Source organism: Acinetobacter pollinis (assembly GCF_015627175.1).
Classification (GTDB): Bacteria; Pseudomonadota; Gammaproteobacteria; order Pseudomonadales; family Moraxellaceae; genus Acinetobacter; species Acinetobacter pollinis.
The window spans coordinates 1-24967 of sequence record NZ_VTDQ01000021.1 but is presented as its reverse complement, the minus strand read 5'-3'; the positions used below and the strand labels follow the sequence as shown (position 1 = coordinate 24967).

General features: G+C 34.4%; 24 protein-coding genes. 12 read left to right on the top strand and 12 right to left on the bottom strand.

What is annotated here, in order from left to right; all coding sequences use genetic code 11:
• Positions 1-6: 6 nt before the first annotated feature.
• Both I2F23_RS08945 and I2F23_RS08940 read left to right on the top strand, forming a co-directional pair.
• Positions 7-2454, top strand: coding sequence for a fimbria/pilus outer membrane usher protein (locus I2F23_RS08945; protein WP_195772256.1), 2448 nt, complete (start codon positions 7-9; stop codon positions 2452-2454).
• Positions 2445-3488 (top strand): Csu type fimbrial protein, encoded by a 1044-nt coding sequence (locus I2F23_RS08940; RefSeq protein WP_195772255.1) that lies wholly within the window; start codon positions 2445-2447, stop codon positions 3486-3488. The genes I2F23_RS08945 and I2F23_RS08940 overlap by 10 nt, the downstream gene beginning before the upstream one ends.
• A gap of 407 nt (positions 3489-3895) precedes the next feature.
• Here the strand turns inward: I2F23_RS08940 and I2F23_RS08935 are convergent, their stop codons facing one another.
• The 3 genes from I2F23_RS08935 to I2F23_RS08925 form a co-directional block, all read right to left on the bottom strand.
• Positions 3896-4330 carry a VirK family protein gene (locus I2F23_RS08935; protein WP_195772254.1) on the bottom strand — a complete coding sequence of 145 codons (435 nt, stop codon included), beginning with the start codon at positions 4328-4330 and terminating at the stop codon, positions 3896-3898.
• Between the two features lie 45 nt (positions 4331-4375).
• Entirely contained in the window at positions 4376-4702 is a 327-nt protein-coding gene (locus tag I2F23_RS08930) for a hypothetical protein (RefSeq protein ID WP_195772253.1), read from the bottom strand.
• Positions 4703-4936: 234 nt separating this feature from the next.
• The gene (locus I2F23_RS08925; RefSeq protein WP_195772252.1) at positions 4937-6529 is read right to left on the bottom strand and encodes a GMC family oxidoreductase; all 1593 of its coding nucleotides are present in this window, start codon (positions 6527-6529) and stop codon (positions 4937-4939) included.
• A 438-nt stretch (positions 6530-6967) separates the two neighbouring features.
• On the opposite strand from I2F23_RS08925, the gene repM reads away from it, so the two are divergent.
• The 6 genes from repM to I2F23_RS08895 all read left to right on the top strand — a co-directional run bounded on the left by repM (position 6968) and on the right by I2F23_RS08895 (position 13382).
• Positions 6968-7891: a replication initiation protein RepM gene (gene repM, locus I2F23_RS08920; RefSeq protein WP_195772251.1), complete on the top strand. Its 924-nt coding sequence runs from the start codon at positions 6968-6970 to the stop codon at positions 7889-7891.
• 293 nt (positions 7892-8184) lie between these two features.
• Positions 8185-9162: a DUF1852 domain-containing protein gene (locus I2F23_RS08915; protein WP_195772250.1), complete on the top strand. Its 978-nt coding sequence runs from the start codon at positions 8185-8187 to the stop codon at positions 9160-9162.
• A 31-nt stretch (positions 9163-9193) separates the two neighbouring features.
• On the top strand, positions 9194-10225 hold the full coding sequence (locus tag I2F23_RS08910; RefSeq protein WP_195772249.1) for a methionine synthase: 1032 nt from the start codon (positions 9194-9196) through the stop codon (positions 10223-10225).
• Between the two features lie 120 nt (positions 10226-10345).
• Positions 10346-10837: a flavin reductase gene (locus I2F23_RS08905; protein WP_195772248.1), complete on the top strand. Its 492-nt coding sequence runs from the start codon at positions 10346-10348 to the stop codon at positions 10835-10837.
• Between the two features lie 142 nt (positions 10838-10979).
• Positions 10980-12104, top strand: a complete 1125-nt coding sequence (locus I2F23_RS08900; protein ID WP_195772247.1) for a TDT family transporter — start codon at positions 10980-10982, stop codon at positions 12102-12104.
• A gap of 678 nt (positions 12105-12782) precedes the next feature.
• The gene (locus I2F23_RS08895; protein WP_228284806.1) at positions 12783-13382 is read left to right on the top strand and encodes a TetR/AcrR family transcriptional regulator; all 600 of its coding nucleotides are present in this window, start codon (positions 12783-12785) and stop codon (positions 13380-13382) included.
• 280 nt (positions 13383-13662) lie between these two features.
• On the opposite strand, the gene I2F23_RS08890 is transcribed toward I2F23_RS08895, so the two are convergent.
• Both I2F23_RS08890 and I2F23_RS08885 read right to left on the bottom strand, forming a co-directional pair.
• Positions 13663-13902 (bottom strand): hypothetical protein, encoded by a 240-nt coding sequence (locus tag I2F23_RS08890; protein WP_195772246.1) that lies wholly within the window; start codon positions 13900-13902, stop codon positions 13663-13665.
• Entirely contained in the window at positions 13899-14528 is a 630-nt protein-coding gene (locus I2F23_RS08885) for an AAA family ATPase (protein WP_195772245.1), read from the bottom strand. The genes I2F23_RS08890 and I2F23_RS08885 overlap by 4 nt, the downstream gene beginning before the upstream one ends.
• A gap of 275 nt (positions 14529-14803) precedes the next feature.
• On the opposite strand from I2F23_RS08885, the gene I2F23_RS08880 reads away from it, so the two are divergent.
• Positions 14804-15187 carry a heme-binding protein gene (locus tag I2F23_RS08880; protein WP_195772244.1) on the top strand — a complete coding sequence of 128 codons (384 nt, stop codon included), beginning with the start codon at positions 14804-14806 and terminating at the stop codon, positions 15185-15187.
• 11 nt (positions 15188-15198) lie between these two features.
• Positions 15199-15963: an SDR family oxidoreductase gene (locus I2F23_RS08875; RefSeq protein ID WP_195772243.1), complete on the top strand. Its 765-nt coding sequence runs from the start codon at positions 15199-15201 to the stop codon at positions 15961-15963.
• A gap of 341 nt (positions 15964-16304) precedes the next feature.
• Here the strand turns inward: I2F23_RS08875 and I2F23_RS08870 are convergent, their stop codons facing one another.
• From I2F23_RS08870 to I2F23_RS08845, 7 genes are all read right to left on the bottom strand, one after another.
• Complete coding sequence (locus tag I2F23_RS08870; RefSeq protein WP_195772242.1) at positions 16305-17063, bottom strand: SDR family oxidoreductase; 759 nt, start codon at positions 17061-17063, stop codon at positions 16305-16307.
• Positions 17064-17072: 9 nt separating this feature from the next.
• A complete protein-coding gene (locus I2F23_RS14000; protein WP_266096418.1) occupies positions 17073-17249 on the bottom strand; it encodes a GntT/GntP/DsdX family permease in 177 nt (58 codons plus the stop codon).
• Positions 17250-17320: 71 nt separating this feature from the next.
• Positions 17321-18454 carry a GntP family permease gene (locus I2F23_RS08865; RefSeq protein ID WP_266096417.1) on the bottom strand — a complete coding sequence of 378 codons (1134 nt, stop codon included), beginning with the start codon at positions 18452-18454 and terminating at the stop codon, positions 17321-17323.
• Between the two features lie 310 nt (positions 18455-18764).
• Positions 18765-19277, bottom strand: coding sequence for a gluconokinase (locus tag I2F23_RS08860; RefSeq protein WP_195772241.1), 513 nt, complete (start codon positions 19275-19277; stop codon positions 18765-18767).
• 122 nt (positions 19278-19399) lie between these two features.
• Positions 19400-20026: a bifunctional 4-hydroxy-2-oxoglutarate aldolase/2-dehydro-3-deoxy-phosphogluconate aldolase gene (gene eda / locus I2F23_RS08855; protein WP_195772240.1), complete on the bottom strand. Its 627-nt coding sequence runs from the start codon at positions 20024-20026 to the stop codon at positions 19400-19402.
• A 25-nt stretch (positions 20027-20051) separates the two neighbouring features.
• Positions 20052-21899: a phosphogluconate dehydratase gene (gene edd / locus I2F23_RS08850; protein ID WP_195772239.1), complete on the bottom strand. Its 1848-nt coding sequence runs from the start codon at positions 21897-21899 to the stop codon at positions 20052-20054.
• Between the two features lie 532 nt (positions 21900-22431).
• Positions 22432-22818 carry a hypothetical protein gene (locus tag I2F23_RS08845; RefSeq protein ID WP_195772238.1) on the bottom strand — a complete coding sequence of 129 codons (387 nt, stop codon included), beginning with the start codon at positions 22816-22818 and terminating at the stop codon, positions 22432-22434.
• A 323-nt stretch (positions 22819-23141) separates the two neighbouring features.
• Between I2F23_RS08845 and I2F23_RS08840 the strand changes: the two genes are divergently transcribed.
• Together I2F23_RS08840 and I2F23_RS08835 are read left to right on the top strand one after the other, a co-directional pair.
• Positions 23142-23741 (top strand): recombinase family protein, encoded by a 600-nt coding sequence (locus I2F23_RS08840; protein WP_195772237.1) that lies wholly within the window; start codon positions 23142-23144, stop codon positions 23739-23741.
• A gap of 550 nt (positions 23742-24291) precedes the next feature.
• On the top strand, positions 24292-24967 hold a 676-nt coding region (locus I2F23_RS08835), incomplete at its 3' end, for a glycoside hydrolase family 68 protein (RefSeq protein WP_195772236.1).

The window sequence follows — 24967 nt, the reverse complement described above, 5'->3', positions numbered from 1 at the left end:
GTATATATGAGATATATATTAAATGTCTTATGTGTCACTTCCTTTTCTTGTCATGTGTATGCTGCAACACTACACGATGACACAAATCCAGTGACACCTGAGATACCTGAAATTTTGACAAAATCAAATCGCCTAAACAGCACATTTGACACAGATCAGTATGTCCAACTTTTTTTGAATATTTCCATTAATACAAATAAAACATCAGATTTGATCGCTGTTCGTCAGTATAAGAATGGCGACTTCTACATAAGAAAGAAAGACTTAACTATTTTAAGAATAAAGACAAATGATGATATATCTCCAACTCAGTGGCTGAATTTAAAAGATTTTGCAACCATTAAACCTATATACATAGAAAAAGATCAGGCACTTGTCTTAAATGTTCCTTCAGCGCTATTAAACCCTCTAATTATTGATTTATATGGTCAGAAAAATATTGTAGAAAATTTAAAAAAACTCCCTCACTTAAATGCACTCATCTTAAATTACAGCCTTTATAATACACTTACTAATCGGAAGAACACCTTCTCTGGGGCTTTAGACGCCTTGTACAATAGCCATTTTGGTAATTTCTCATCTGGATTTTTATATAACGGAACTGACAATAATATAAATCATGAAAAATGGGTTAGATTAGAAACGAAATGGCAATATGTAGATGCTGATAAAATCAGAATCTACACTTTAGGTGACTTCATCTCTAACAGTTCCGATTGGGGAAGTAGTGTCCGTCTAGGGGGCTTACAATGGTCAAGTGCATATACACAACGCACAGATATTGTGACATCTGCACTTCCTCAATTTTCGGGTTCTGCAGCTCTTCCGTCTACATTAGATTTATATGTTAATCAACAGAAGATTTACTCAGGATTAGTCTCTTCAGGACCGTTTGACCTAAAGCAACTTCCATTTATTTCAGGAAATGAAGTTACCCTAGTGACCACCGATGCAACTGGAAAACAAACGATAACCAAGAAACCCTATTACTTTTCATCACAAATTCTAAATAAAGGAATTAATGAGTTCTCTATAGATCTCGGATCACCTCGTTACAATTATGGTTTATATTCAAATGATTATGATAAAGATGTAATCTTTGGTTCTGGCAGTATTCGTTATGGATATACAAATACACTCACGTTAAGTAGTGGTATTGAAAGCTCAACTGATGGTTTAGTAAATTTAGGTGCAGGTTTATCAAAGAATTTATTTGGTTTAGGTGTTTTACAACTTAACTTTGCAGCAAGCGACTATAAAAATGAATCAGGTTATTCCACACTGCTTGGACTTGAAGGAAGAATAACCAAAAATCTTTCCTTTAATACAAGCTATAAAAAAATATTTAATGATTATAATGACCTAGCACGTGTTTCTGAATTGCGTTATCAAACAAAATATAATCGTAATACACAGCTAACCGAAGACCTTACATACAGTTCGCTTGCAAGTGAATCTCTTAGATTAGGGCTAAACTATAATTTTGCATCAGGATACAGTGCATATGTTGGCTACAACCAGCTTAAATATGCACAAAGCGCATATCGATTATTGTCTTTAAATTTAAATGCCAATATCAATAAAAATTGGAGTGTATTTGCAACCACTTATAAGGATTTTGACAACCATCAAAATTATGGGGCCTATATTGCTTTACGCTATACCCCTTCTACTCGCCTAAATGCTATTACAAGCTTCTCGAACGATGCTGGAAGCATCAGCTATAGACAAGAAATAAATGGCCTATCAGGCCCGCGTATTGGTGATTTAGGGTGGGGAGCTTATGTGGAGCATAATGAAACCAGTCAAAATAATAATGGATCAATTTATGCAAACTATCGTAGCCGCCCTGCCTATCTTACTGCCAGCTATACCGAATCTGAAAATACACATCAACTTGCACTATCTGCAACGGGTGCTTTAATTGTTACTCAAGGCAATATTTTTACCGCAAATGAAATTGGTGATGGGTATGCATTGGTCAAGAATGCCGGCCCCAATAGTCAAGTACTTAATGGTGGTGTTAACTTGGGTACGACAGATCGTAAAGGGCAATTTCTAATTACAAATTTATCGCCATATCAAGTTCATGAAATTTATTTAGATCCGTCTTACTTACCTTTAAATTGGAGTTTAAACGCAACCAAGCAAAATGCAGTGGTTGGATATAAACAAGGTACTGAAATTGATTTTGGTGCTCATAAAGTTCAATCTGGTATTGTTAAAATCTTAGATAAAGACAAGAAACCACTTTCGCCAGGTTATGAGGTTCGTATTAACCAAGGCCAGCAAAGCACTATCGTTGGTTATGATGGTGATATATTTATTAATAACTTACAAATGAATAATTTATTAGAAATCGATCTATTAGATAAAGGTACGTGTAAAGTTAATTTCACTTACCACGATGAAAAACAACCTATACAAAAGTTAGGGCCATACATATGTCAATAATTACTTTTCGTTGTGATTCATACCCAGATCAGAATTTCTTTATTCTTCGATTATTACAATCTATCTGCGTTATCTTTTTTTTACTACTACTGAGCGTATGTTTTAATTCAGCATATGCCAGTTGTACGACCAGTGGCAGTACATCTGCAACATATACCTATACTGCAGCAAACTTAAATAGTGATGCAACAGTTACGCTTACGGGCACAATTTCATGTGTAGAAGGTACTAGCGCGGTTAAATACGAGAAGTACATCTGTATGAAAACTGTTTTTACTGGCTCAACCACAGCAAATAGTAGCGTGACATTGCCCTATACAGTCACAGCGACCGTTGGAGGTGCAGGTTCAACAACAACAACTCAAACTTCTGACAATTGGTACGGTCCTGTAGCTACTTCTGCAAACTCAAATAATACTCTTCCTTATTCTGTAACAATTAAAGTCCCTGCACGAAGTGGCGCACTTACCGCGTACCCTACAGGCACCTATGTCGGTAGCATTCAACTTTATTGGGATATGCAAGGTGCATCAAGTACAGTGTGTGAGGCGAAGTCTGGTAGTAGTGGTAGTGGGTGGGACTCAGGTACTGTTGCATTAACAGCAAATTATGTTGTTCCAACATACTGTCTTTTAAATTCAACTTCAAATGTTGATTTTGGTAATATTTCCGATATAGGAACAACAACAAAGGATTACACTGCCAATGGCGCTATTGCTACCACATGTAATACAGGCACATCCTATAGTATTTATTTAGGTGATGGAAATAATAGAATTAGTGGTGGTTATCGTCAAATGACGAATGGAAGTGGCCTATATATTCCTTATCAACTGTATCAAGATTCTTCTTATAGTACGATCTGGGATGCCACAGGAGGCACAACGGCAATAGGTGGAACAGGGGGCTTAAGTAAGTCTGGAAATGGTAGTAGTCAAAGTAGTCCAGTTTATGGAAAAATCCCCAAGGGTGTGTCTATTTCTACAACACCAGGGAACTATACAGATAGTGTTGTGGTTACAGTAACTTATTAACTCCGTCATTTTTTAGTACTTAAACTTTTAATCTAGATGATAAGATGTATATCTCATATTTTTTATCATCTAAGCTTCCTACTTATAAATTACATTACTTTTCATGTAATTTAAAAACTACTTTAAAAACATATTTAAATTTAAGATAATGGAATATATAAATAAAAAATAAATATAGATTAAAAAATAATCACACTTGTAAGATTATTCCTACACATCTTTATGCCTTTTCGTATATTTACTTTTTTTCATCTTGTATATATTAGAACAATACAGAGTATGGAAGCTCTAAAGCTTAAAACAACAATAATTTGCTTTTACACCAGGAATGTGAGGTTTATAGGAATGAACCTACCAGTACATATAAAAAAGGCTTCACAGGATGTGAAGCCTTTTTTATATTCGTGTTAATGGTCAATTTTTAAAAATTTAATTCCATTATTTAGCGTACACTTATAAGAGACTTCTTTGCCTAAAATGTTATAGCTTGGAAGCTCTAAAGTTTTCATATTAAAAATAACAGAATTATCTGCATTCAATGTATATCGTATAAACTGCATAATTGGTTGCTGAGCAGCATTCACAGTAAAATGAGTATCTGAAAAACTAATTGTATTATTAGGACGAATCAAGAAAGAATTAACTTTTAATCCTCCTATCATTGTACCATGTTTGGTCACGTCTTCTGTGTTTGTACATTGGTTTAAATCAACCACTAAATTGACAGAATCACCTTTCATTAAGGATGTTTTTATGTCCTGAAAAGTAAATAAATGATCAGATGCATAAGTACTCAAAGAGAGCGTAAATAATACAAAAGCACCAAGTGTTTTTTTCATCATGTTTTTCCTGAATACCGCTGTCTTGAATAAAAGACAAATAAAAATTTAAATAAGAGAAATCCAAAGATATTTTAGATTATCTCTACTTGGAACCTGACCCAATTGATATTTCTGGCGTTCCGATGAACAATCTGTAGAATGATATCCAATAATATTGTAATGGCTATTATCTTCTAAAGTTAGATTGGTCTTTACCCATTCTTTTTTCTGCGAAAAATTTAAAAAACATTTGCCCGATCCAAGTTTTCTTTCAACATCTTTGCCTTGAATATATATAGAACGAATATTTTGATTTGCTTGAATGAGTAACTCATGATTTGCATAAACGTGTTGAGTAAATAGTATTAATAAAATTATTGAAATCTTTTGCATAAATTCCCATTTATTAAAAAATTATTAATATACACAGAATAATTTTAAAATATATTTTCTTTATATATATTTTTGTTTCTTATAAAATATCATTAATACATTTATTTTTAAGTCTTTAATTTTTATCTATTTATTTCCAGTTTGTGCACATCTAAATATCTTTAAAAATAACTGATTAGCAGATATCCCTATATTCTTCAGCTAATAGATATCTGCTATATGATGTAGATTTTTCTAGCAATATAATTGCTGTACAAACCTTTTCACACCAACTAAAGCAAGTGCTTGCGTAGGCGCGTTAGTATTGCCACTTGTAATATTTGGCATTACAGATGCATCCATAACATAGAGGTTTTCAGCGCCTCTAACTTTTAAATTTGCATCCACAACAGACATCTCATCTATACCCATTTTACAACTGCCAACAGGATGCCACATCGTCGTTGCAACACGTTTTACAAAATCTGCGATCTCTTCATCTGTCTGAATATGTTCTCCAGGCATAAGTTCTTCTTCAACAATCTTTGCCAAAGAGGGTTGCTTTAACACGCTTCGAATGGCTTTTACGGCCTGAATTCCAATATTAAGATCGTAAGTATGACCAATAAAATTAGGATTAATTAAAGGCATAGAAAGAGGGTTATCATCTGCAAGACGAATCCATCCTCGACTTTGAGGCTGAAGGACAACCGTTGCGAATGTAATTCCAGATCGTTTTCCTGTAGGACTCAGTCCATTTGTAGAAATAATAGGCTCGTGATAGCACTGTACTGTTGGCTCTAATTCAAAGTTTTCAGGATTCCAGTAAGAAACTGTTTCAATACCATTACTACTCGCAGGTCCATCTTGTGTAAGCATATACCTAACGCCTGCTGAAAGTGCACCAACACCTGAAGCGTATCGTTGATATCCTAGTGTTCCTTTCACATAAGTACTTATAGGAATAATCGGATGATCATGAAAATTCTCACCCACACCCGGAAGATGAATACGCATCTGAATATTAAACTTATCTAACTCAGATTTTGGCCCTATACCCGAATGCATGAGTACTTTTGGTGTTTGTACTGCTCCTGCAGATAAAATAATATGTTTTGCATAAAGTTCTGTTTTCGTTTCTCCAGATATTAACTCTACACCTAAAGCTTTATTACCATCCATAATCACTTTTGAAACAATACGTTCAGATAAAATTTTTACTCTTCCTGATTCTATATGTGTACGTAAGTGTGCGGTTATTGCACTACATCTTTTCTGATGATCTATATTCATTTGAACAGGTGAAACACCTATTTGCTTATCGGAATTATAGTCTGGGTTATAAGGTAACCCATACTCCTGAAAAGCTTTCATACAATACTGATTTAATATATTAATACCATGAGGAAATTGAACAGCTAAATGTCCATTAATTCCATGATGCTTATTATGGAAGGTATCACTCTTCTCTTGTTCAATGAACGCATTCCACATTGTTTCATAAGACCAATCTCCAGTATTACCTACTGAACTCTGCCATGCATCAAAATCTCTCTTTTGACCTCGAACATAACACATCGCATTAATTGATGTACCTCCACCTAATACTTTACCCATACGAAATCTTCGTACCGTCCCATGTTGCGGAGTGGTTTCATATTTCCATACATGTTTATCTTTTTCTAGAATTTTTGAATAGCCTGCAGGGATATGAATCATCATATCTTGATCATTTCCACCTGCTTCAATGACAGCAATCGATAAATTAGTGTGTTTTGATAAATATCCTGCAACAACACATCCTGCTGCACCTGCACCAACTACAATAACATTATAGTCATTTTTCATTTCAACCTTCCTTGTTTTTGAGAAATTCTTTTATATATATAACGAAGTATCCGTATAAGAAATATACGGTATTTGTAAGTAATATAGGTGCAATTCTGATGCTCAATTTCCTTTATTTAAGAATCTTATATTTGTATTTCACTATGAAAATTCTTACTGAGTACAATCGCTTTTCTATTTTTTAAATTAAAAATCTTTCTTTTAAATACTTTTAAATACTTTTAAATACTTTTAAGTGCCTATAAGTCATTGTTTTTTATTTAAAATAATAACTTTATGAATAGTTTTAAGGGGTCAAGTGAATAGTTTTAAGGGGTCAAGTGAATAGTTTTAAGGGGTCAAGTGAATAGTTTTAAGGGGTATTTGAATAGTTAATAGTTTGACTATTCAAATCATTTCTTCTATAAATAACTTGGGGTAAAAAGAGATAATTAAAAAATGGATATTAGTCATAAACTTGTTGTTAAAGATAATGCTTTAATTGATGCAAGTTTTAACTTAAGTCTAGTTGAACAACGAATCATGCTCATGGCAATTGTATCAAGTAGAGAAGTGATAAATTTAAGTGAAAGCACACCTATAGAAATTAGAGTAAGTGACTATATCGACCAATTTAAGGCAAGCGGTAATAACATTTATAAAATTATTAAAGATGCGGCGATCACTTTAAAAAGAAGAGAGTTTAGTTATTTAGATAGGTATAAGGGGCTAGATGGCTATTCTACAGTCAACTGGGTAAATAAAGCCACGTATTTACCTAATGAAGGAATGATCGTACTTTATTTCAGTAAAGAGGTTGTTGAACTAACAAGTATGTTGAGTGAGCAATTCACCAGATACTATTTACATCAGGTAAGTAAATTTAAAAGCAAGTATAGTATTCGTCTTTATGAAATCTTGGTGAAATGGATAAGTATTGGTAAGACACCCAAATATGAAACCTCAAACCTAAGAAGTAAATTAGGTGTAGATGATAATGAATATACAACGATGTCTAACTTTAAAAAGAACGTTCTAAACAAAGCACTTGATGAAATTAATACACACAGTAATTTAACGGTAACTTGTGAGCAATATAAAAATGGCCGTATTGTTTCTGGATTCCAATTTTTCTTTAATGTTAAAAATTCTGAACTTTTTCATTTAAAACCAAATGACGATATTAGAGAGCTGACTGAAAAACAAATTATACTTTTTGCAAAAAAACTTGCTTATGACCAAACTTTTGCTAGCCAGTATGCTGAACCTGGTGAAGAATATTCAAATCTTGAACAACGGTTGAGAAAAAAATTGTGTGATTATACTTTTTTACAAGAAAATATTGATCATTTACAAAGACTTGGTCTTCAAAATAAATCATAAAAATACAAGTAGACGCCTCTCTTTTTTAGATTTTTACAACTAGTTTTATGGTTTATATGAAATTTTTCCATCCAAAATTTTGAGTTTAATAGTATTTTTCTCTCAATGATGAATTTTATTCACAATCATATGAAATAAAATCATTTTTATTCATCTAATGATTCAGGTATAAATAAAATCATACTCTTAGGTATCAATGGTTATTTACTATTTACTTTGCCTTATATTTATACTGAAAAAGAGTTCATCAACAAATTTAGGTTTTAGCGTAGAAATTAGGGTGTGAGATCACAATGACTAAAGAATTTACATTTACGATTAAAAGTATTCGTTTCGATGAAAATTATCGCCCTTCAGATAATACTCGTATCACAACTAACTTTGCGAACTTAGCTAGAGGCGAGAGTCGTGAAGAAAATCTACGCAATACTTTAAATATGATGAATAATCGTTTTAATGCTTTAGCAGATTGGGATAATCCTCAAGGAGATCGTTATACCCTTGAGCTTGATATTATTTCAGTTGATATTGACATTGAAGGTAATGGTAAGACATTTCCAACGATTGAAATCTTACAAACTAATATTATTGATCATAAAAATAATCAGCGTATTGAAGGAATCATTGGAAATAATTTTTCTTCTTATGTACGTGATTACGACTTTAGTGTACTGCTTTTAGAACACAATAAAGATCAACCTAAATTCTCTGTTCCAGAAAATTATGGCGATTTACATGGAAAAATATTCAAAGCATTTGTAAATTCTCAGACTTATACAAATAATTTTAGTAAGTCACCTGTCATTTGCTTAAGTGTATCTACAACAAAAACTTATCATAAAACAGCAAATGTTCATCCAGTCCTTGGTGTTGAATATAAGCAAGATGATTTTTCTCTGACAGATCAATATTTTGCGAAGATGGGCTTGAAAGTACGTTATTTTATGCCTAAGGGGAGTGTCGCTCCACTTGCATTTTATTTCCGTGGAGATCTTTTAAGTGATTATAGTAATCTTGAGTTGATCGGGACAATAAGTGCAATGGAAACATTCCAAAGAATTTATAGACCAGAAATCTATAATGCAAATAATATAGCAAGTAGTGTTTATCAACCAAGCCTTAAGAATTCAGATTATTCATTGACCCAAATTGTTTATGACAGAGAAGAGCGTAGTCAATTGGCTGTTAAACAAGGAAAGTTTACTGAAGAGCAATTTATTAAACCTTATAAAAATGTTCTTGAACAGTGGGCTACAAATTACACGCTCTAACATACCAAGATGAAAATATAGAAGATTGATTATGAAAAAATTACTACCTACCTCGACCGCTGGCAGCCTACCAAAACCATCTTGGTTAGCACAACCTGAAAAACTTTGGTCACCTTGGAAATTGGATGGCGATGAATTGGTTGAAGGCAAACAAGATGCCTTGCGCCTTTCGCTACAGGAACAGCAACACGCGGGCATTGATATTGTGAGTGATGGTGAGCAATCTCGACAGCATTTTGTAACGACGTTTATTGAACACTTAAATGGTGTAGATTTCGAAAAAAGAGAAACTGTAAAAATTCGTGATCGTTATGATGCAAGTGTACCTACAGTTGTTGGTGCTGTATCTCGTCAAAAGCCTGTTTTTGTTGAAGATGCTAAATTCTTGCGTCAGCAAACAGACCAGCCAATAAAATGGGCGCTTCCTGGCCCAATGACAATGATTGATACCCTTTATGATAACCACTATAAAAGCCGTGAAAAGCTAGCTTGGGAATTTGCCAAAATTCTGAACCAAGAAGCAAAAGAATTAGAGGCAGCAGGTGTAGATATCATTCAGTTTGATGAACCAGCATTTAATGTCTTTTTTGATGAAGTTAATGATTGGGGTATTGCAACATTAGAAAGAGCCATTGAAGGACTCAAGTGTGAAACAGCTGTACATATTTGTTATGGGTATGGTATTAAGGCCAACACAGATTGGAAAAAAACTTTAGGATCTGAATGGAGACAGTACGAAGAAGCTTTTCCTAAACTTCAACAATCAAATATAGATATTATTTCTTTAGAATGCCATAACTCTCGTGTTCCAATGGATTTATTGGAGCTCATTCGAGGCAAAAAAGTGATGGTCGGTGCCATTGATGTTGCAACACATACCATTGAAACACCTGAAGAAGTTGCCGATACATTACGAAAAGCACTTCAGTTTGTAGATGCAGATAAGCTTTATCCATGTACAAATTGTGGTATGGCACCTCTACCTCGTGCTGTTGCAAGAGGTAAGCTTCAAGCACTTACTGCAGGTGCTGAGATTGTAAGAAAAGAGCTCCTGAGTCAGTAAAAGATAAGTATTTTGGTTTGATTATATCTATAAATACTTAATTTAAATTATATTCTTACCGTATGAGAATCATGCGGTAAGATCAAATGCTAAAGAAAATGTAGAATCTAGGAACAGGTCATGGTTGAAGTAACAGACTTTAGAAATGCAATGTCATTATTAACAAGTGCAGTTAATGTAATTACTACGATAGGTGCATCTGGTCGTTATGGATTCACAGCATCTGCAGTATGTAGCGTGACAGATACGCCACCTACACTACTGGTTTGTATGAATAAAGCTTCTAGTTCACATCAGTATTTTGTAGAAAATAAAATTCTTACAGTCAATGTACTCAAAGCAGATCATCAACATATTTCTAAAGCGTTTTCCTCTAAGATGACGCCAGAAGAGCGTTTTGCTTGTGGTCATTGGACTACCTTAAAGACAGGTGCTCCTGTTTTAGAAGATGCGCTCGTAAGTTTTGATTGTGAAATTGATCAGATTCAGGAAGTTGGTACACATACAATATTTATTTGTCGTATTGTTGCACTTCAGCAAAGTGATCATGATCGAAGTCTAGTATATTTTAACCGTGCATATCATCATGTTGGTCAAAAAAAAGTTTCATAATTTAAACTATAAATTTATGTGATAATGCAATTAATAGTACTTTAATATAAGTTTTTCTTGTTTTTAAAATTAAATATTATCAATTTATTTGATATTAGATTGAGTTTATTATTTATCTAACTTCCTTATTTAGGAATACTAAATGAATAAATTTAATCTGAAACTCAATATAATCAGACATTTCACACCGAATTGGTTTACTGTCACAATGGGGACAGGAATCGTCTCTTTGTCTATTTCAGAGCTACCATTTCTACACGATGTATTTTTCTTTGTAGGTACATTGCTTTGGATCTTAAATATATTGCTATTTATTCTATTTTCAGGAATGTATGCAGCAAGATGGATTTATTTTTATCAAGAAGCAAAACTGATCTTAAACCATTCTCAAATGCTTTTTTTTCTAGGTGCAATTCCAATGGGATTAGCAACTATTATTAATGGTTGCTTAAAGTATGGATCTAATTTACTGAATAATCAGATGATCTTTATTGCACAAAATTTGTGGTATTTAGATGTTTTCTTAGCAATACTGGTTTCTCTTTTCGTTCCAGCAATGATGTTCACCCGACAAAATCATGAGTTAAAGACCATGACGGCTGTTTGGCTTCTTCCTATTGTCACAGCTGAGGTTGCAGCCAGTTCAGGGGGACTTCTTTTAACAAACCACCTTTCTCATGGACACGCATTAACAGTTCTTATTGGAAGTTACATGTTGTGGGGACTGTCTGTACTACCTGCCTTTTGTATTTTAGCTATTTTATTTTTAAGAATGGCATTGCATAAATTACCTGAGCAAAGCATGACGATTTCTGGATGCTTAGCACTTGGTCCTATAGGAACAGGAGCACTTTCGATTCTTCTATTGGGTAAACAGGCTCCTCAGGTACTAAATCCTATTCATATGGCAAAATTGGGCGAATTTATGCATTATTTTGGCATACTAGGCAGTTTAATTTTAATTGGTTTTGGTTTCTGGTGGTTTATAATTGCATTATTCACAATTTACAGACAAAGAAATCAGCATTTAAACTTTAATTTAGGATGGTGGGCACTTACATTTCCATTAGGTGTTTATAATTTAGCTATCTTGGAGTTAGGTCGTCAAATTAGCTTACAGCCAATTCAATATATTGCGTATTTATTGATAATTTTGACAATCATTATATGGTTAGTTGTAATATTTAAAACGATACTGGGTGCTTACCATAAGACCCTATTTGTTTCTCCATGCCTTATCGCTGAGTTAAATAAGTACTCATCGTAGTCGTCAAGATATGAACAATCAATTTATTGGTATTAGAAAGGAAACTTCTAAAAGTAAATGAACAATCCGATCTATTTCAAATAGATCGGATTGTTCATGCCCACCCTCTTATGTGTAGTTCTAATTATGTTTTATTTATTGGGCAGATTTAGAATAGTAAATTTTTAAAGCATTGAACAGACTAAACAGACAATTTTGTCTATTTTTTATTAATACTATTTTTTATCTAATTGATCTATATTGAAAATCACTTTGTAACAGTATGTAATTTTCAACAGATTTCTGTATTATTTATATAATAAAAATATTGTTGTGCTTATTTTGACCATTTTTATTTAAAAAATTACTTTTCTCTTTACTAACTCTTAAGAATGATTATTTAGCTTTATGACGATGAAGATGCTTTAAACTAGATAAGGCGTAAAGACCATAAAGATTAAAACGCTTAACCTTTAATTTGTTACGTCATAGGTCGCATGTGATGAATCTACCCTATCTTTTAAAATAGAGATGCAACAGATTCTGATTGAATTGATGTCGTATCTGATGTATATCATAGATTATTCAAAGATCCAGCTATGCCATTTATTTTAATTTCTATGATTGATTATTTTATGTGTAAATGATGTTTTGGCACTCCTGTGCTTGTGTGTAGAGGTTTATAATCTCTGCGTCATTATGAATATGCTCTGTGAATATGAAGGTCACTCAATGAAAGAAATCCAACAACCTAAGAAACAACCTGAAATTATTCGTAAACGCATCATTGAACAGACAATTATATTAGCTTCAGAGAAAGGAATTTCTGGTATATCTCTTCAAAGTGTTGCAAATGGGGTTGGGGTTACCAAGGGGGGGATATATCATCATTTTGCAAATAAAGATATTTTAATAGAAGAAATGATTCATGAAATTATTCGTCATCTAAATCGCAAAGTTGAAGAGATTATTTCAAATGATGATACGGAATATGGAAAGTTTACAAGAGCATACATACATATTACGTTTATGGAGGAAATTGATGGATTGGTGAGTCCATGGTCTGCATTAAGTATGACGATGATTACAGATAAAAAATTTAACTCAATCTTTGGGAAATGGCTAAAATCTAAGTTAGATTTTTATCAAAGTACAGATGATTCTGCAGAGTTAGGAATAATTCGATTAGCAAATGAAGGATTATGGCTTCAAAGCGTTACTGAGATTGTAGACTTAACACAGACTGTGAAATGTAAGCAGGATCTAATTAGAAGAACTTATAAAAATAATTGCAAATAATAAATACCTATATTTTATTCTATAAGACAAATTGATGAATTTTGAAAAATTATAAAGTTAATTTCTATTTTATCCATACCATAAAATAGCTCTTCAGACGATTGTAAAAGACATTGTTTGAAGAGCTTTAATTTCTTGTCTTAGAGTATACTTAATAGAATGAACTACTTTTCTATAAGCTCTTTATTCTAGAAAAAGATAAAATATTTATTTAATATTTTGGTTTTAATTTAGTTCTAAATTGGTTTTAATTTAGAGCTAAATTAGATGCAAATTAGTTCTATTTTTCATTCAGAGCTTTTAATGCGTATCGAATAATTCCACTATGAGTCTGACCATATTTTTCTGCCAATGATTTAAGCAGATCATATTCATATTCATTCATGGGTAGAGTGTGATTTTTATATTTTCTCGGTGCTTTAGGGTCTTTTATTTCTAAATATTTTTCTTCTGAAGAAGATCCATTGATAAAGGTATCTATGTCTAAACTTTGTTTAGATGTTTCTCTTTTTTTAATCATTTCAAAATTTCCTTCATTAATGCATTAAATTCATCTCTTGCTTTCAAATTATTGGATTCAATAACCCCTTTACCCTCAGAAATAGAATCTCGATAAATCTTACGATCATGAATAATAGATTGAAGTGCAATAAAAGTTGGGAAATCCGATAAGTATTCATTCGCTTGTTGAACTTCTGAAACTGTTGGATGAGTCGGTGCTAATGTTAATAACCCATATGCTTTCAATTTTTCATTAAATGACTGTGCTTGTTCAATGACTTCTGTCAAATGTGGCAATGTATCTAGGTCAAATTGGGAGGGTCTAAACGGTACAATAATTTTATCTGCAGCGAGCATAGCAGTTCTTAGTTCCTTACTATCATGCCCTGCAACATCTACAACAATGTATTCATAACGAGTATATAAATCCTTCAATGTTGTTTTGACATCATCATAACGCTGTACACAATGTACTTTATTGAGTGAAGTTTCATCGCGATCTTTTACCCAATTTGCTGAACTTTGTTGTCGATCTGCATCTACTAACACAACATCTTTACCTGCATCTGCTAGGTAAGCAGCAATATTAATAGCAATGGTAGACTTTCCACATCCACCTTTTTGGCTTCCAATAAGTAGTATCATTTTGGTTTCATATTAGAACTAAATTAAAACTAATATAATTCTAATTTAGTTCTAAATAAATGGGTATTAATACAAAATATACAATTTTAGAAATAATAAAAATAAGAGATCTTGAAAGTAGATTTTTAAATAAACTTGACATTAATGTTAGTATTTACTAACATTAGAAAAAGTTAACATTATTGTTATTTAACTAAGGTTTCTATTAATTGATTTCTTTTTTAGAAACTTACGTGAGTTGGTCATTAGATCCTTATGAAGAAGAGGCCTTTTGAATGATGAATTTAGATACATGCGATTTAATTGAACAAGCAAAAGCTTTAGCAACTGAACTAGAAGTAGGGTTTTGCATGTCTATTCTTAATGAGAAAGGACAAAAAGAATTCTTTATTAGAATCGGTGAAATTAGACCTTGCAGTATTGAATTGGCTGAAAAAAAAGCAGTTACAGCTTATGAGTTTAGTCATGACAATCATGAAATCTATAGATTATTGAAATCTTTAGGTGATATGCCTTTGGTTTCTAAAGCCTACTGTTTTATTCCTGGAGGAAAAGTGGTTTCAAGTACTTCAGGAATAAAATATTTTTTAGGCATTTCATCGAGTGATCCACATAAAGATCTAGATATCGTAAATCAACTTGCAAACTACTTAGACTGAGGAGATATAAAATGAAAAAAGTTTTAGTGACTGGTGCGGGTAGTGGTTTTGGTAAACTTTATACTATTGAGCTTGCTAAACGTGGATATGATGTTTATGCAGGTGTAGAAATTGCAAGCCAGATTACTACGCTAAAGAATACGCTTTTAGAAAATAATCTAAAGGCAAATGTATTTAAGCTCGATATTTGTAGTTCTATTGATCAGAACTATGTGAGTCATTTAGATCTCGATATTTTGGTTAATAATGCTGGAATTGGTGAAGGTGGATCATTGGTTGATATGCCAAATCAGGTATTAAGAAACCAATTTGAAGTTAATTTTTTCTCTACTATTGAATTGACACAAAAGATAGTTCGTCGTTTTATGGAAAAGAAATCAGGTAGAGTTGTGTTCATATCGTCTATAGGTGGCATTATTTCTCTTGAGAAATATGGTGCATATTGTGGTTCAAAACACGCTCTAGAAGCTGCTGCACAGGCATTGAAACAAGAGGTCGAACCTTTCGGTGTAACGATTGCAACAATTAATCCAGGACCATATGCGACTGGTTTTAATGATCGAATGACAGAGGCATCGAATGCATGGCATCATCCTGAACATTCTATGATTAACCATGACAACCCATCATTTGATCAAGAGCAATATCCAGAAGATATGGATATTACCAAGATGGTTGATGTTATTGTGGACGAAAAATCAAATTTCCGTAATTTGTTTCCATTGGAAATTCAACAACCTATTAAAGAAGTACAAAATAGTGTATGGGAACAATAAGTTCATCGAAAAAAACCGACCAAATGGTCGGTTTTTTAAAGCCTATATTTATGCATAGCTCTGAAATATTTAACTTCAATCTTTACAGTTTAATCATTCATTCTGTTAAGAGTTTATTCAGAGAGTAAACCGAAATTAAATATTAATTATGTTATTCGGTCATTAATAACAAAAATATTAAGCATTTACTTTTATTAATTTAAAAGAAGGTTTTAACTTATTTCTTAAATAAATGCCTTCCTTATATAAAACTCAGCATATTGCAATGTTAGATTTTATATTGATTAAAAAGTAATACATCGATCGCTTTAATAGAGCGAGCAAAAATATTAAGTTCTTATTTAGACAACAGCTGTCATGCCACCATCTACAAATATATTTTGACCCGTGACAAAATCACTTGCCGATGACGCAAGAAATACTAAAGCTCCTACAAGCTCTTCAGGACGACCCCAACGTCCAGCGGGTGTTCTCTGTTCAAGCCATGCTGTAAATTTTTCATCAGCGACAAGAGCATTGTTCATATCTGTTGCAAAGTAACCAGGGGATAATGTATTTACTTGAATATTATGACGTGCAAGGTCTGCTGTCATTCCTCGGGTTAGCATAGCAACGCCACCTTTGCTCGCAGCATATGGCGCAATTGTTTGGCGTCCTAACTCTGATTGCACCGATGCAATGTTAATGATCTTACCTGAGCCACGAAGGATCATATGAGGTACAATAAATCGCGATACATAAAAAACACTAGATAAATTTGTGGCGATAACGTCATCCCAATCAGAAATGGCAAACTCTGCAAAAGGTGATCGACGCTGAATCCCAGCGTTATTTACTAAAATATCTGGTATGCCAAACTTCTCAATCAGGTCACTGACAGCTGCTTCAACACTTGCAGCATCTTGTACATCAAATAAAATAGTATCTGGTCGTACACCATGAGATTTTTCCCACTCAACCGCAGCATTATCAAGTGATTTCGAATCACGACCATGTAAAATAATACGTGCTCCAGCTCCAGCCAATGCACTGGCTAAAGTATTGCCAAGGCCCCGAGAGGAGCCAGTCACAAGAGCGAGTTTATCGCTAAGATCAAACATAAAAACTCCTTAAACAATTGCATAGATGACAAGTATGATGGCGAAGCCGATTACTGATTCTAAGGCTTGCTGCATGGTCCAAGTTTTTAATGTCGTTTTAACATCCATACCCATCAAACGTCCCATAAGCCAAAAACCACCATCATTAACATGACCAGCAAATACAGAGCCTGCTGCGGTTGCCATCGTAATACAGGCAAGTTGAACTGGTGAGAAACCTGCCCCAGCTATAGCAGAACTAAGCAGACCAGCTGTTGTTACCAGTGCAACGGTAGCAGAGCCTTGAGCAACACGCAGAATGAGGCAATAAGGTAAGCTGCGAAGATTAAGGGTAAACCAAGGCCATTGAGGCTATCAGCAAGAGCTGTACCAATGCCTGATGCACGAAGAACGCCACCAAACATTCCTCCAGCACCTGTAATGAGTACTACTGAACAAATTGGGCCTAGTGACCGATCGACAACTTTTTCAAGTGCACTACCATGTAAACCACGACGAGTTCCTAGTACAAACATAGCAACGATAAGTGCAATTAGAAGAGCAATCTCGCTAGTACCCATGAGAATAAGAGCACGTACCCAAGTATGATTGCCATTAAGTACACCTGCTGAGATAAGTGTGCTTAGACCGGTGTTCATGAAAATGAGTAATAATGGAATGGCAATAATCCCAATAACAGTACTGGCTGATGGTGGATTATTGGGCTCAACATCATCTGCAGGACTACCAAAAAGAGCCAGAACAGGCAACGGAATACGCTGATTAATAAATTTTGCCCAAAGATAACCTGACAAATACCAAGTTGGTAGGGCTACGATTAAGCCAAGTATTAGTACAATGCCAAGGTTTGCACCATAGGTCGCGGTTGCAGTAATTGGGCCGGGATGTGGTGGTAAAAAAATGTGCATCACGGAAAGGGCAGATGCAGAGGTAATGCCATACAACACTAAGTTATTGCCACCCAAACGTCTTGCAACAGCAAACACGATAGGAAGCATGACGATGAGTCCTGCATCGAAGAAAATGGGAAATCCCATAATTAAAGAGGCTATACCAAGAGCGAAAGGTGCACGCCTTTCACCAAATATACTCACCATTTTATCTGCGAGGATGCGTGCTCCACCACTAGATTCGACCAAACTACCTAGCATAGCACCAAGACCCACAAGGAGTGCGATATGTCCTAGCGTACCACTAAAACTTGTGACAAGAACATCAGCAATATTTTTAAGTGGTATACCTGTAGTGATTGCTGTAAGCAGTGATACGAGAATGAGTACCAAAAAAGCATGCAATTTAAGCTTGATGACCATAAATAGAATAAGCACGATCGCTCCAGCAGCAATGCCGAGCAAGGGGAGCGTTCCTAGTGTTTGCGTCCAGTCTTCCATTTCAAATTCTCCATTGAACGACGCGGCCACAGTGATATAAATATCTGTGGTTGATACTTAATACAGGGTGCTGTTCACAGGCACCGTATAAAAAGCTTACTTCCTCTTAAAGCAACTCTTTTATAGAAATTTAGATTTTTATTCTTTCTATATACTGAATTTAGATGATTTACATCATGCGTTCTTCTCAGATGAACATATTCATATTCAATTTCTGAAGATCAGATTTTTTAAATACGGGTACCACAATGACTCATAGCTAATTAAATTAACTATGAGTTATAAAATTGATTTATCTTAATAAGTTGATTTAGACCTTAGCTATATTGTGGATTGTTTCTAGTTTTTTACTAATTTCTTCAACAATCTTTTTAGGTGTGTGGGTAATATCAATGATAATTGCTTCACTCGCATCTGGTTCTTCTAATGTATCGAGCTGTGTTTGTAATAAATCAGGATCAAAAAAATGATCTTTTCGCTCTGCAAGGCGTTGCTTTAGCAACTCATATGAGCCTTTTAGGTAGACAAAGATTATATTTTCATCATGACCACGTAAAATATCACGATATATTCGTTTGAGTGAAGAGCAAGTAAATACGGCTGTTTGCCCCATGTTTTGTTTATCTTCTATGACATTACGGATGGCATGCAGCCAAGGAAAACGGTCTTCATCTGTTAAGGGGATACCTTGGCTCATCTTGCTTTTATTTTCGGCAGAATGATATGTGTCACCATCAATAAAGTCACAAGCCAACTGTGCAGACAATAACTCACCAATTAGCGTTTTGCCTGTTCCACAGACACCCATTGCAATCACAATCATGGATACTTCCTTTTTAATTAAGTGGTCAGGTGGAATACAAAGCCAACACAAGACCCTTATCTTTTAAGTAAGATCAAAATCCCTTGATCTTGTTCGTAGAGCATTTTTTAAACTTGCAATGACTAACCGTGTAGTTGACTTGCTATTTGAGCCAAACGTGTAATCTCCGCCCAATCTTGCGAAGCAAGTGCTGTTTTTGGCGTGAGCCAAGAACCACCAACACATACAACATTTGGCTGCTTTAAGAAATCTGGAGCTGTTTCGGGTGTAATCCCACCTGTTGGGCAAAAACTTAAATTAGGGAATGGGCCATAAAATGCCTGAAGCATTTTGGTACCGCCTGCTTGTTGGGCAGGGAAGAATTTTACAATCTCGTAGCCGAGCTCAATCGCTTGGATCAGATCGCTTGGTGTCATTACGCCTGGTAATAAAGGCAAGCCAGCATCTTGGGCAGCCAAGTGTAAATCTCGAGTTAAACCAGGTGACACGCCAAATTGAGCACCTGCTTTTTTAGCCTGAGCACAGTGTTCCGGCTTAGTAATTGTACCAACGCCTACCACAATATCATCTGCTAAATGACTTGCACGCTCAATCGCTGCAAGTCCTGCAGCCGTGCGTAAAGTAATTTCTAGAACTTTTACACCACCAGCATGTAGAGCACGAGAAACATGCTCACCTTGTTCTGCCGAGTCAAATGCCAATACTGGAATGACTGGCCCTAATTGAACAATATCTTGAATTTTAATCATCACTTATCCCTATTATTCTTAAAATCTAAGATTGAATCTGTTCACCAGTGAGTGCACCAAACACAGAAGCACCATGCTCTGCTGGTGCAGCTGCTGCACGGAATACGCCAAATAATTCACGACCAAACCCAACTTCATTTTCTGCTTGATGCTCTGGTTGAGCTACAGGACGTGATTGCCAGACGTGTTCATCTAACTCGATCTCGAGTATGCCAGCTTCTGCATCAATGATGATCATATCTCCAGTTTGCACTTTGGCAATTGGACCATTTAATAATGCTTCAGGAGATAAATGAATTACGGATGGAACTTTACCTGATGCACCAGACATACGGCCATCGGTTACTAAAGCGACATGAAAACCTTGATCTTGCAAAACACCAAGTACAGGCGTTAAACGATGTAACTCTGGCATGCCATTGGCACGTGCACCTTGGAAACGGACAACAGCAATAAAGTCTCTGTTTAATTCGCCACGATCAAATGCAGCTTTTACCGCTTCTTGTGAGTCAAATACGATTGCAGGTGCTTTAACTTTACGGTGTTCAGGGGCTATGGCAGAAACTTTAATTACACCACGGCCTAAACGGCCTTGCATTAAGCGTAAACCACCATCTGGCTGAAATGGTGCATCAATACTTCGTAGAACCTTATCATCAAGACTTTGAGCTACACCATCTACCCAAGTGAGTTTGCCATCAATCAATTTTGGCTCTTTGGTGTAATGCTGTAACCCTTTTCCTGCCACGGTCGTTACGTCATTATGTAGAAGACCCGCTTCAAGTAAATTTCTAATGAGAAAAGCAATACCACCTGCAGCCTGAAAATGATTTACATCGGCTTTGCCATTTGGATAAATTTTCGCAAGTAAAGGAACCACAGCAGACAATTCATCAAAGTCGTCCCAATCAATTAAGATGCCTGCAGCACGGGCAATTGCAACAAGATGTAAGGTGTGATTGGTTGAGCCACCAGTAGCAAGCAATGCCACGATTCCGTTTATGATCGCTTTTTCATCAATAACATGACCGATAGGTGTATAATTTCCACGATCTACTGTTAAGTCGAGTACACGCGCGGCAGCTTCAGCAGTCAATGCATCACGTAATGGGGTATGAGGATGAACAAAGGCAGCACTTGGCAGATGTAAGCCCATCACTTCCATGAGCATTTGATTACTGTTCGCTGTGCCATAAAAGGTGCATGTACCTTGTCCATGATATGCAGCAGATTCAGCTTCTAGTAGCGCATCTCTGCCAATTTGACCTGTTGCAAATTGCTGACGAATCTTTGCTTTCTCATCATTAGACAAGCCACTTGTCATTGGACCTGCAGGTACAAAAATGGTCGGTAAATAACCAAATTGCAGTGCGCCAATCAATAATCCTGGCACAATTTTGTCACAAACACCTAAACATAATGCCGCATCAAACATGTTATGAGACAGTGCAACAGCCGTGCTCATAGCAATTGTTTCGCGAGAAAAAAGAGAAAGCTCCATACCTGCATTACCTTGGGTAATACCATCACACATTGCAGGTACACCACCAGCAAATTGTGCTACGCCTCCGTTCTTTAAAGCAGCTGTTTTAATTAAATCAGGAAATGTTTTAAAAGGTGCATGTGCCGATAGCATTTCATTATATGAAGATATAATGCCAATGTTGGGTTCATTGCCAACTTTAATAATTAATTTTTCGGTGTCATCCATACTGGCGAAGCCATGTGCCAAATTAGCACATGAAAGTACTCCGCGAGCAGGAAATTTACCTTGTGCATGTTCAATATGCTGTAAATATGCAGAACGTGTTTTTTGACTACGTGCGATAACACGTTCTGTCACTTTTCCCACTATGGGATTCTGCATGTCCATGCTGAAAGCTCCTTGACGACCGGGGCAGCAAAATTAAATAGATCAAACGATTTTATAATCATTTAAAATAGATAAATAATATTGTTTAGATAAAAGCAATATGCTGCGATACAGTAGATACTACTTTAATACCTACATTTATTAATGGTATATAGAACTTAAGTTTTAGATCGAAAACTTAATTAGAATTGACCATAATTATATTAAAATATGATTCTGAAGTTACAATAAAATCATTGTAATATCAACACTATGAAATATATCGAATTGACGTGATTTTGTAATTCAAGTTTAGGATATAAATTATTAGTTGATAATGATTATTATTTAAATATATTGGGTTTATTGGTTTGAATCACTAAAATTAAATTTTCTATAGATTTAACTATATTTTTAGTTAATTAATATCATTAAACTACAGTAATTTTTTTCAAATTATGAATTATATATTATATAAAATTAATAAATAAAGTTTTTTATATGTAATAAGACATTGATTTTTCTTATATTTAATTCAAATAAGTATTTGTGGTTAAAATATTTTTACTGTTTCTCTTAACAGTTGAATTCCATCTTGATCATGAATTTCATATGTTAATCTAGTAAAAAAATCTGGATTATTAACTAAATATGTAGGAGTTTCTGTAGTATCGGAGTGTCTATATAATTGATTAAGAATACATATTGCATCATATAAAAAATCTTTTTTATAAATATTTAACTCTATGATAGACATAACTCCAGAAACTAGTTCGAATGAAGTGCTCGTTGAAAGTGGCTTAATTTGTGAATCATAAAAGTCTGATAGATACCATTCATTTGTATTATTAGTCAGCTCAAATAAAAGGAAAGATAATTCATTTAAAAAAGATTCTTTTTTATATAGATTTGTCATAGTTGGTTTATTCATTAAAGTCATAAATACTATTCAATTGAATAGTACAATATAGATTAACTCTAGATTAGATATCACCTAACCAAACGAGTAAGATTTTTTAAAAAAATAATGAAAGAATTTTTGTAAACGTCACTATTTATTTCCATTTCTGAGGTCATTTCAAACTATCGTTAAATTTTTGTACAAATGCTTACTGGAGGTGAGTGTAGTCTCTATCTAAAAAGTATAGCCAATTCATAAAATCTTCAATTTTGTATATAAATATCATTAGACTATCATTTAAAAGAAAAAGATGGCAAAATTCTAATTTTATTACTTTACTCACTATTTTAAGTCTAATTGATATGAATATAGTTAGAATTTATGTTAGAGCATCCACCAAAGATCAAGATGCTGAACGTGCCTTAGAAGATTTAATCAAATTCAGTATGCACTATTCGTCAAATTATCTGTCTTATATCGAAAACTATTCAGGAACTAAATTAAATCGACCTCAACTCAATCAGTTATTAAATGACTCTCAACAAGGTGATATTTTATTGGTTGAAAGTGTCGATCGTTTATCTCGTCTCTCACAAGATGACTTTGAAATACTCAAACAAAAAATAAAAGATAAAGGTTTGAAACTAATAGTTGCCGACTTACCAACAACTCATCATTTAATTCAAGAAGGTATGACAGGCGATATCTTGTATGTCATTAATGCGATGTTAATTGATTTACTGGCCACAATGGCAAGATTAGATAATGAAAAGAGGACAGAACGTATTAAACAAGGGTTGCTACGCTCAGGTTACAAACCTAAAGGTAAAGCACCCAATAAAGCAAAACATACACGAATTAAACAACTTTTAGCTTTAGACACGATGACCAAAGAAGAAATTTCAAAAGCTGTTGGTGTAGGCATTGCGACAGTTTATCGGGTTGCGAAGCTTAAAGAATAGTTGTGATATATGTCACATTTAATATTATTATTCGTTAATTATTTGACTTATTTTAATTCAAGTGTTTGATTTGTAACCAGACAAATCTGTATCTTTATATATAAAAAAAGAATTAATATAGCTAAGTTTTTTAATTATAAATTGTTTTAATACAGTTACTTGATTGTATTAATGAGGCTAATAACATCAATATATCATAGTTTTTACTTATATAATAAAAGTATTTTTATAAATCGCTCTTTTTATACACAATGGCCTTAGTCAATAGATATTGGCTCACCCTCTAGTGAATTTGCATATTATGCAGTTTTTCAGCTCAGTTGGTCTCTTCAGCTGAGCTTTTTTTATGGCCGCAAATAGTCTCTATCTTTCTCTGCAAAGCGCCATCCTTTATTGTTGTGCCAATCTATAAACAACTGAATATCAAGCAATCTTTCTCTCTTTGTTGTGTCAGTTCCTTTACACCTCAATTGGTTTTTTATTTTTTCTCTTCTGATCTATTTTCTAAATGCGGTTTCGCAAAATATTTATAAAATAAGGATCACTAGAGATGATTAATACAAACTATCAATCGACAATTTGGACACGTGCTGACGCTTTAAAAGTGAATGAAGATGATCCAACAACAACTCAGCCGATTGTTTCTGCAGATTTCCCTGTGATGAATGATGAACTCTTTATCTGGGATACCATGCCTTTACGTATTTTAGACGGTACTGTGGTTTCAATTGATGGCTGGTCAGTAATTTTCACCCTGACAGCAACTCGTAGCCCTGATGAGTTTAAAGATGCTAATGGCAATTATGATATCACAGCAGATTGGAATGATCGTCATGGTCGTGCACGTATTTGCTTTTGGTACAGCCGTGATGGAAAGAGCTGGGTCTTTGGCGGTCGTGTAATGAAAGAAGGGGTTTCTCCAACATCACGTGAGTGGGCAGGTACACCTATCTTACTAAACGATAAAGGTGATGTTGATTTGTACTATACCTGTGTGACACCAGGTGCAACGATTGCAAAAGTACGTGGTCGTTTAGTGACTTCTGATACAGGGGTGACGGTTGAAGGTTTCAGTACCGTTAAATCATTATTTTCAGCGGATGGAAAATACTATCAAACTGAAGCACAAAACCCATACTGGAACTTCCGTGACCCATGTCCATTCATTGATCCAAATGATGGTCGTTTGTATATGGTCTTTGAAGGCAATGTTGCAGGTGATCGCG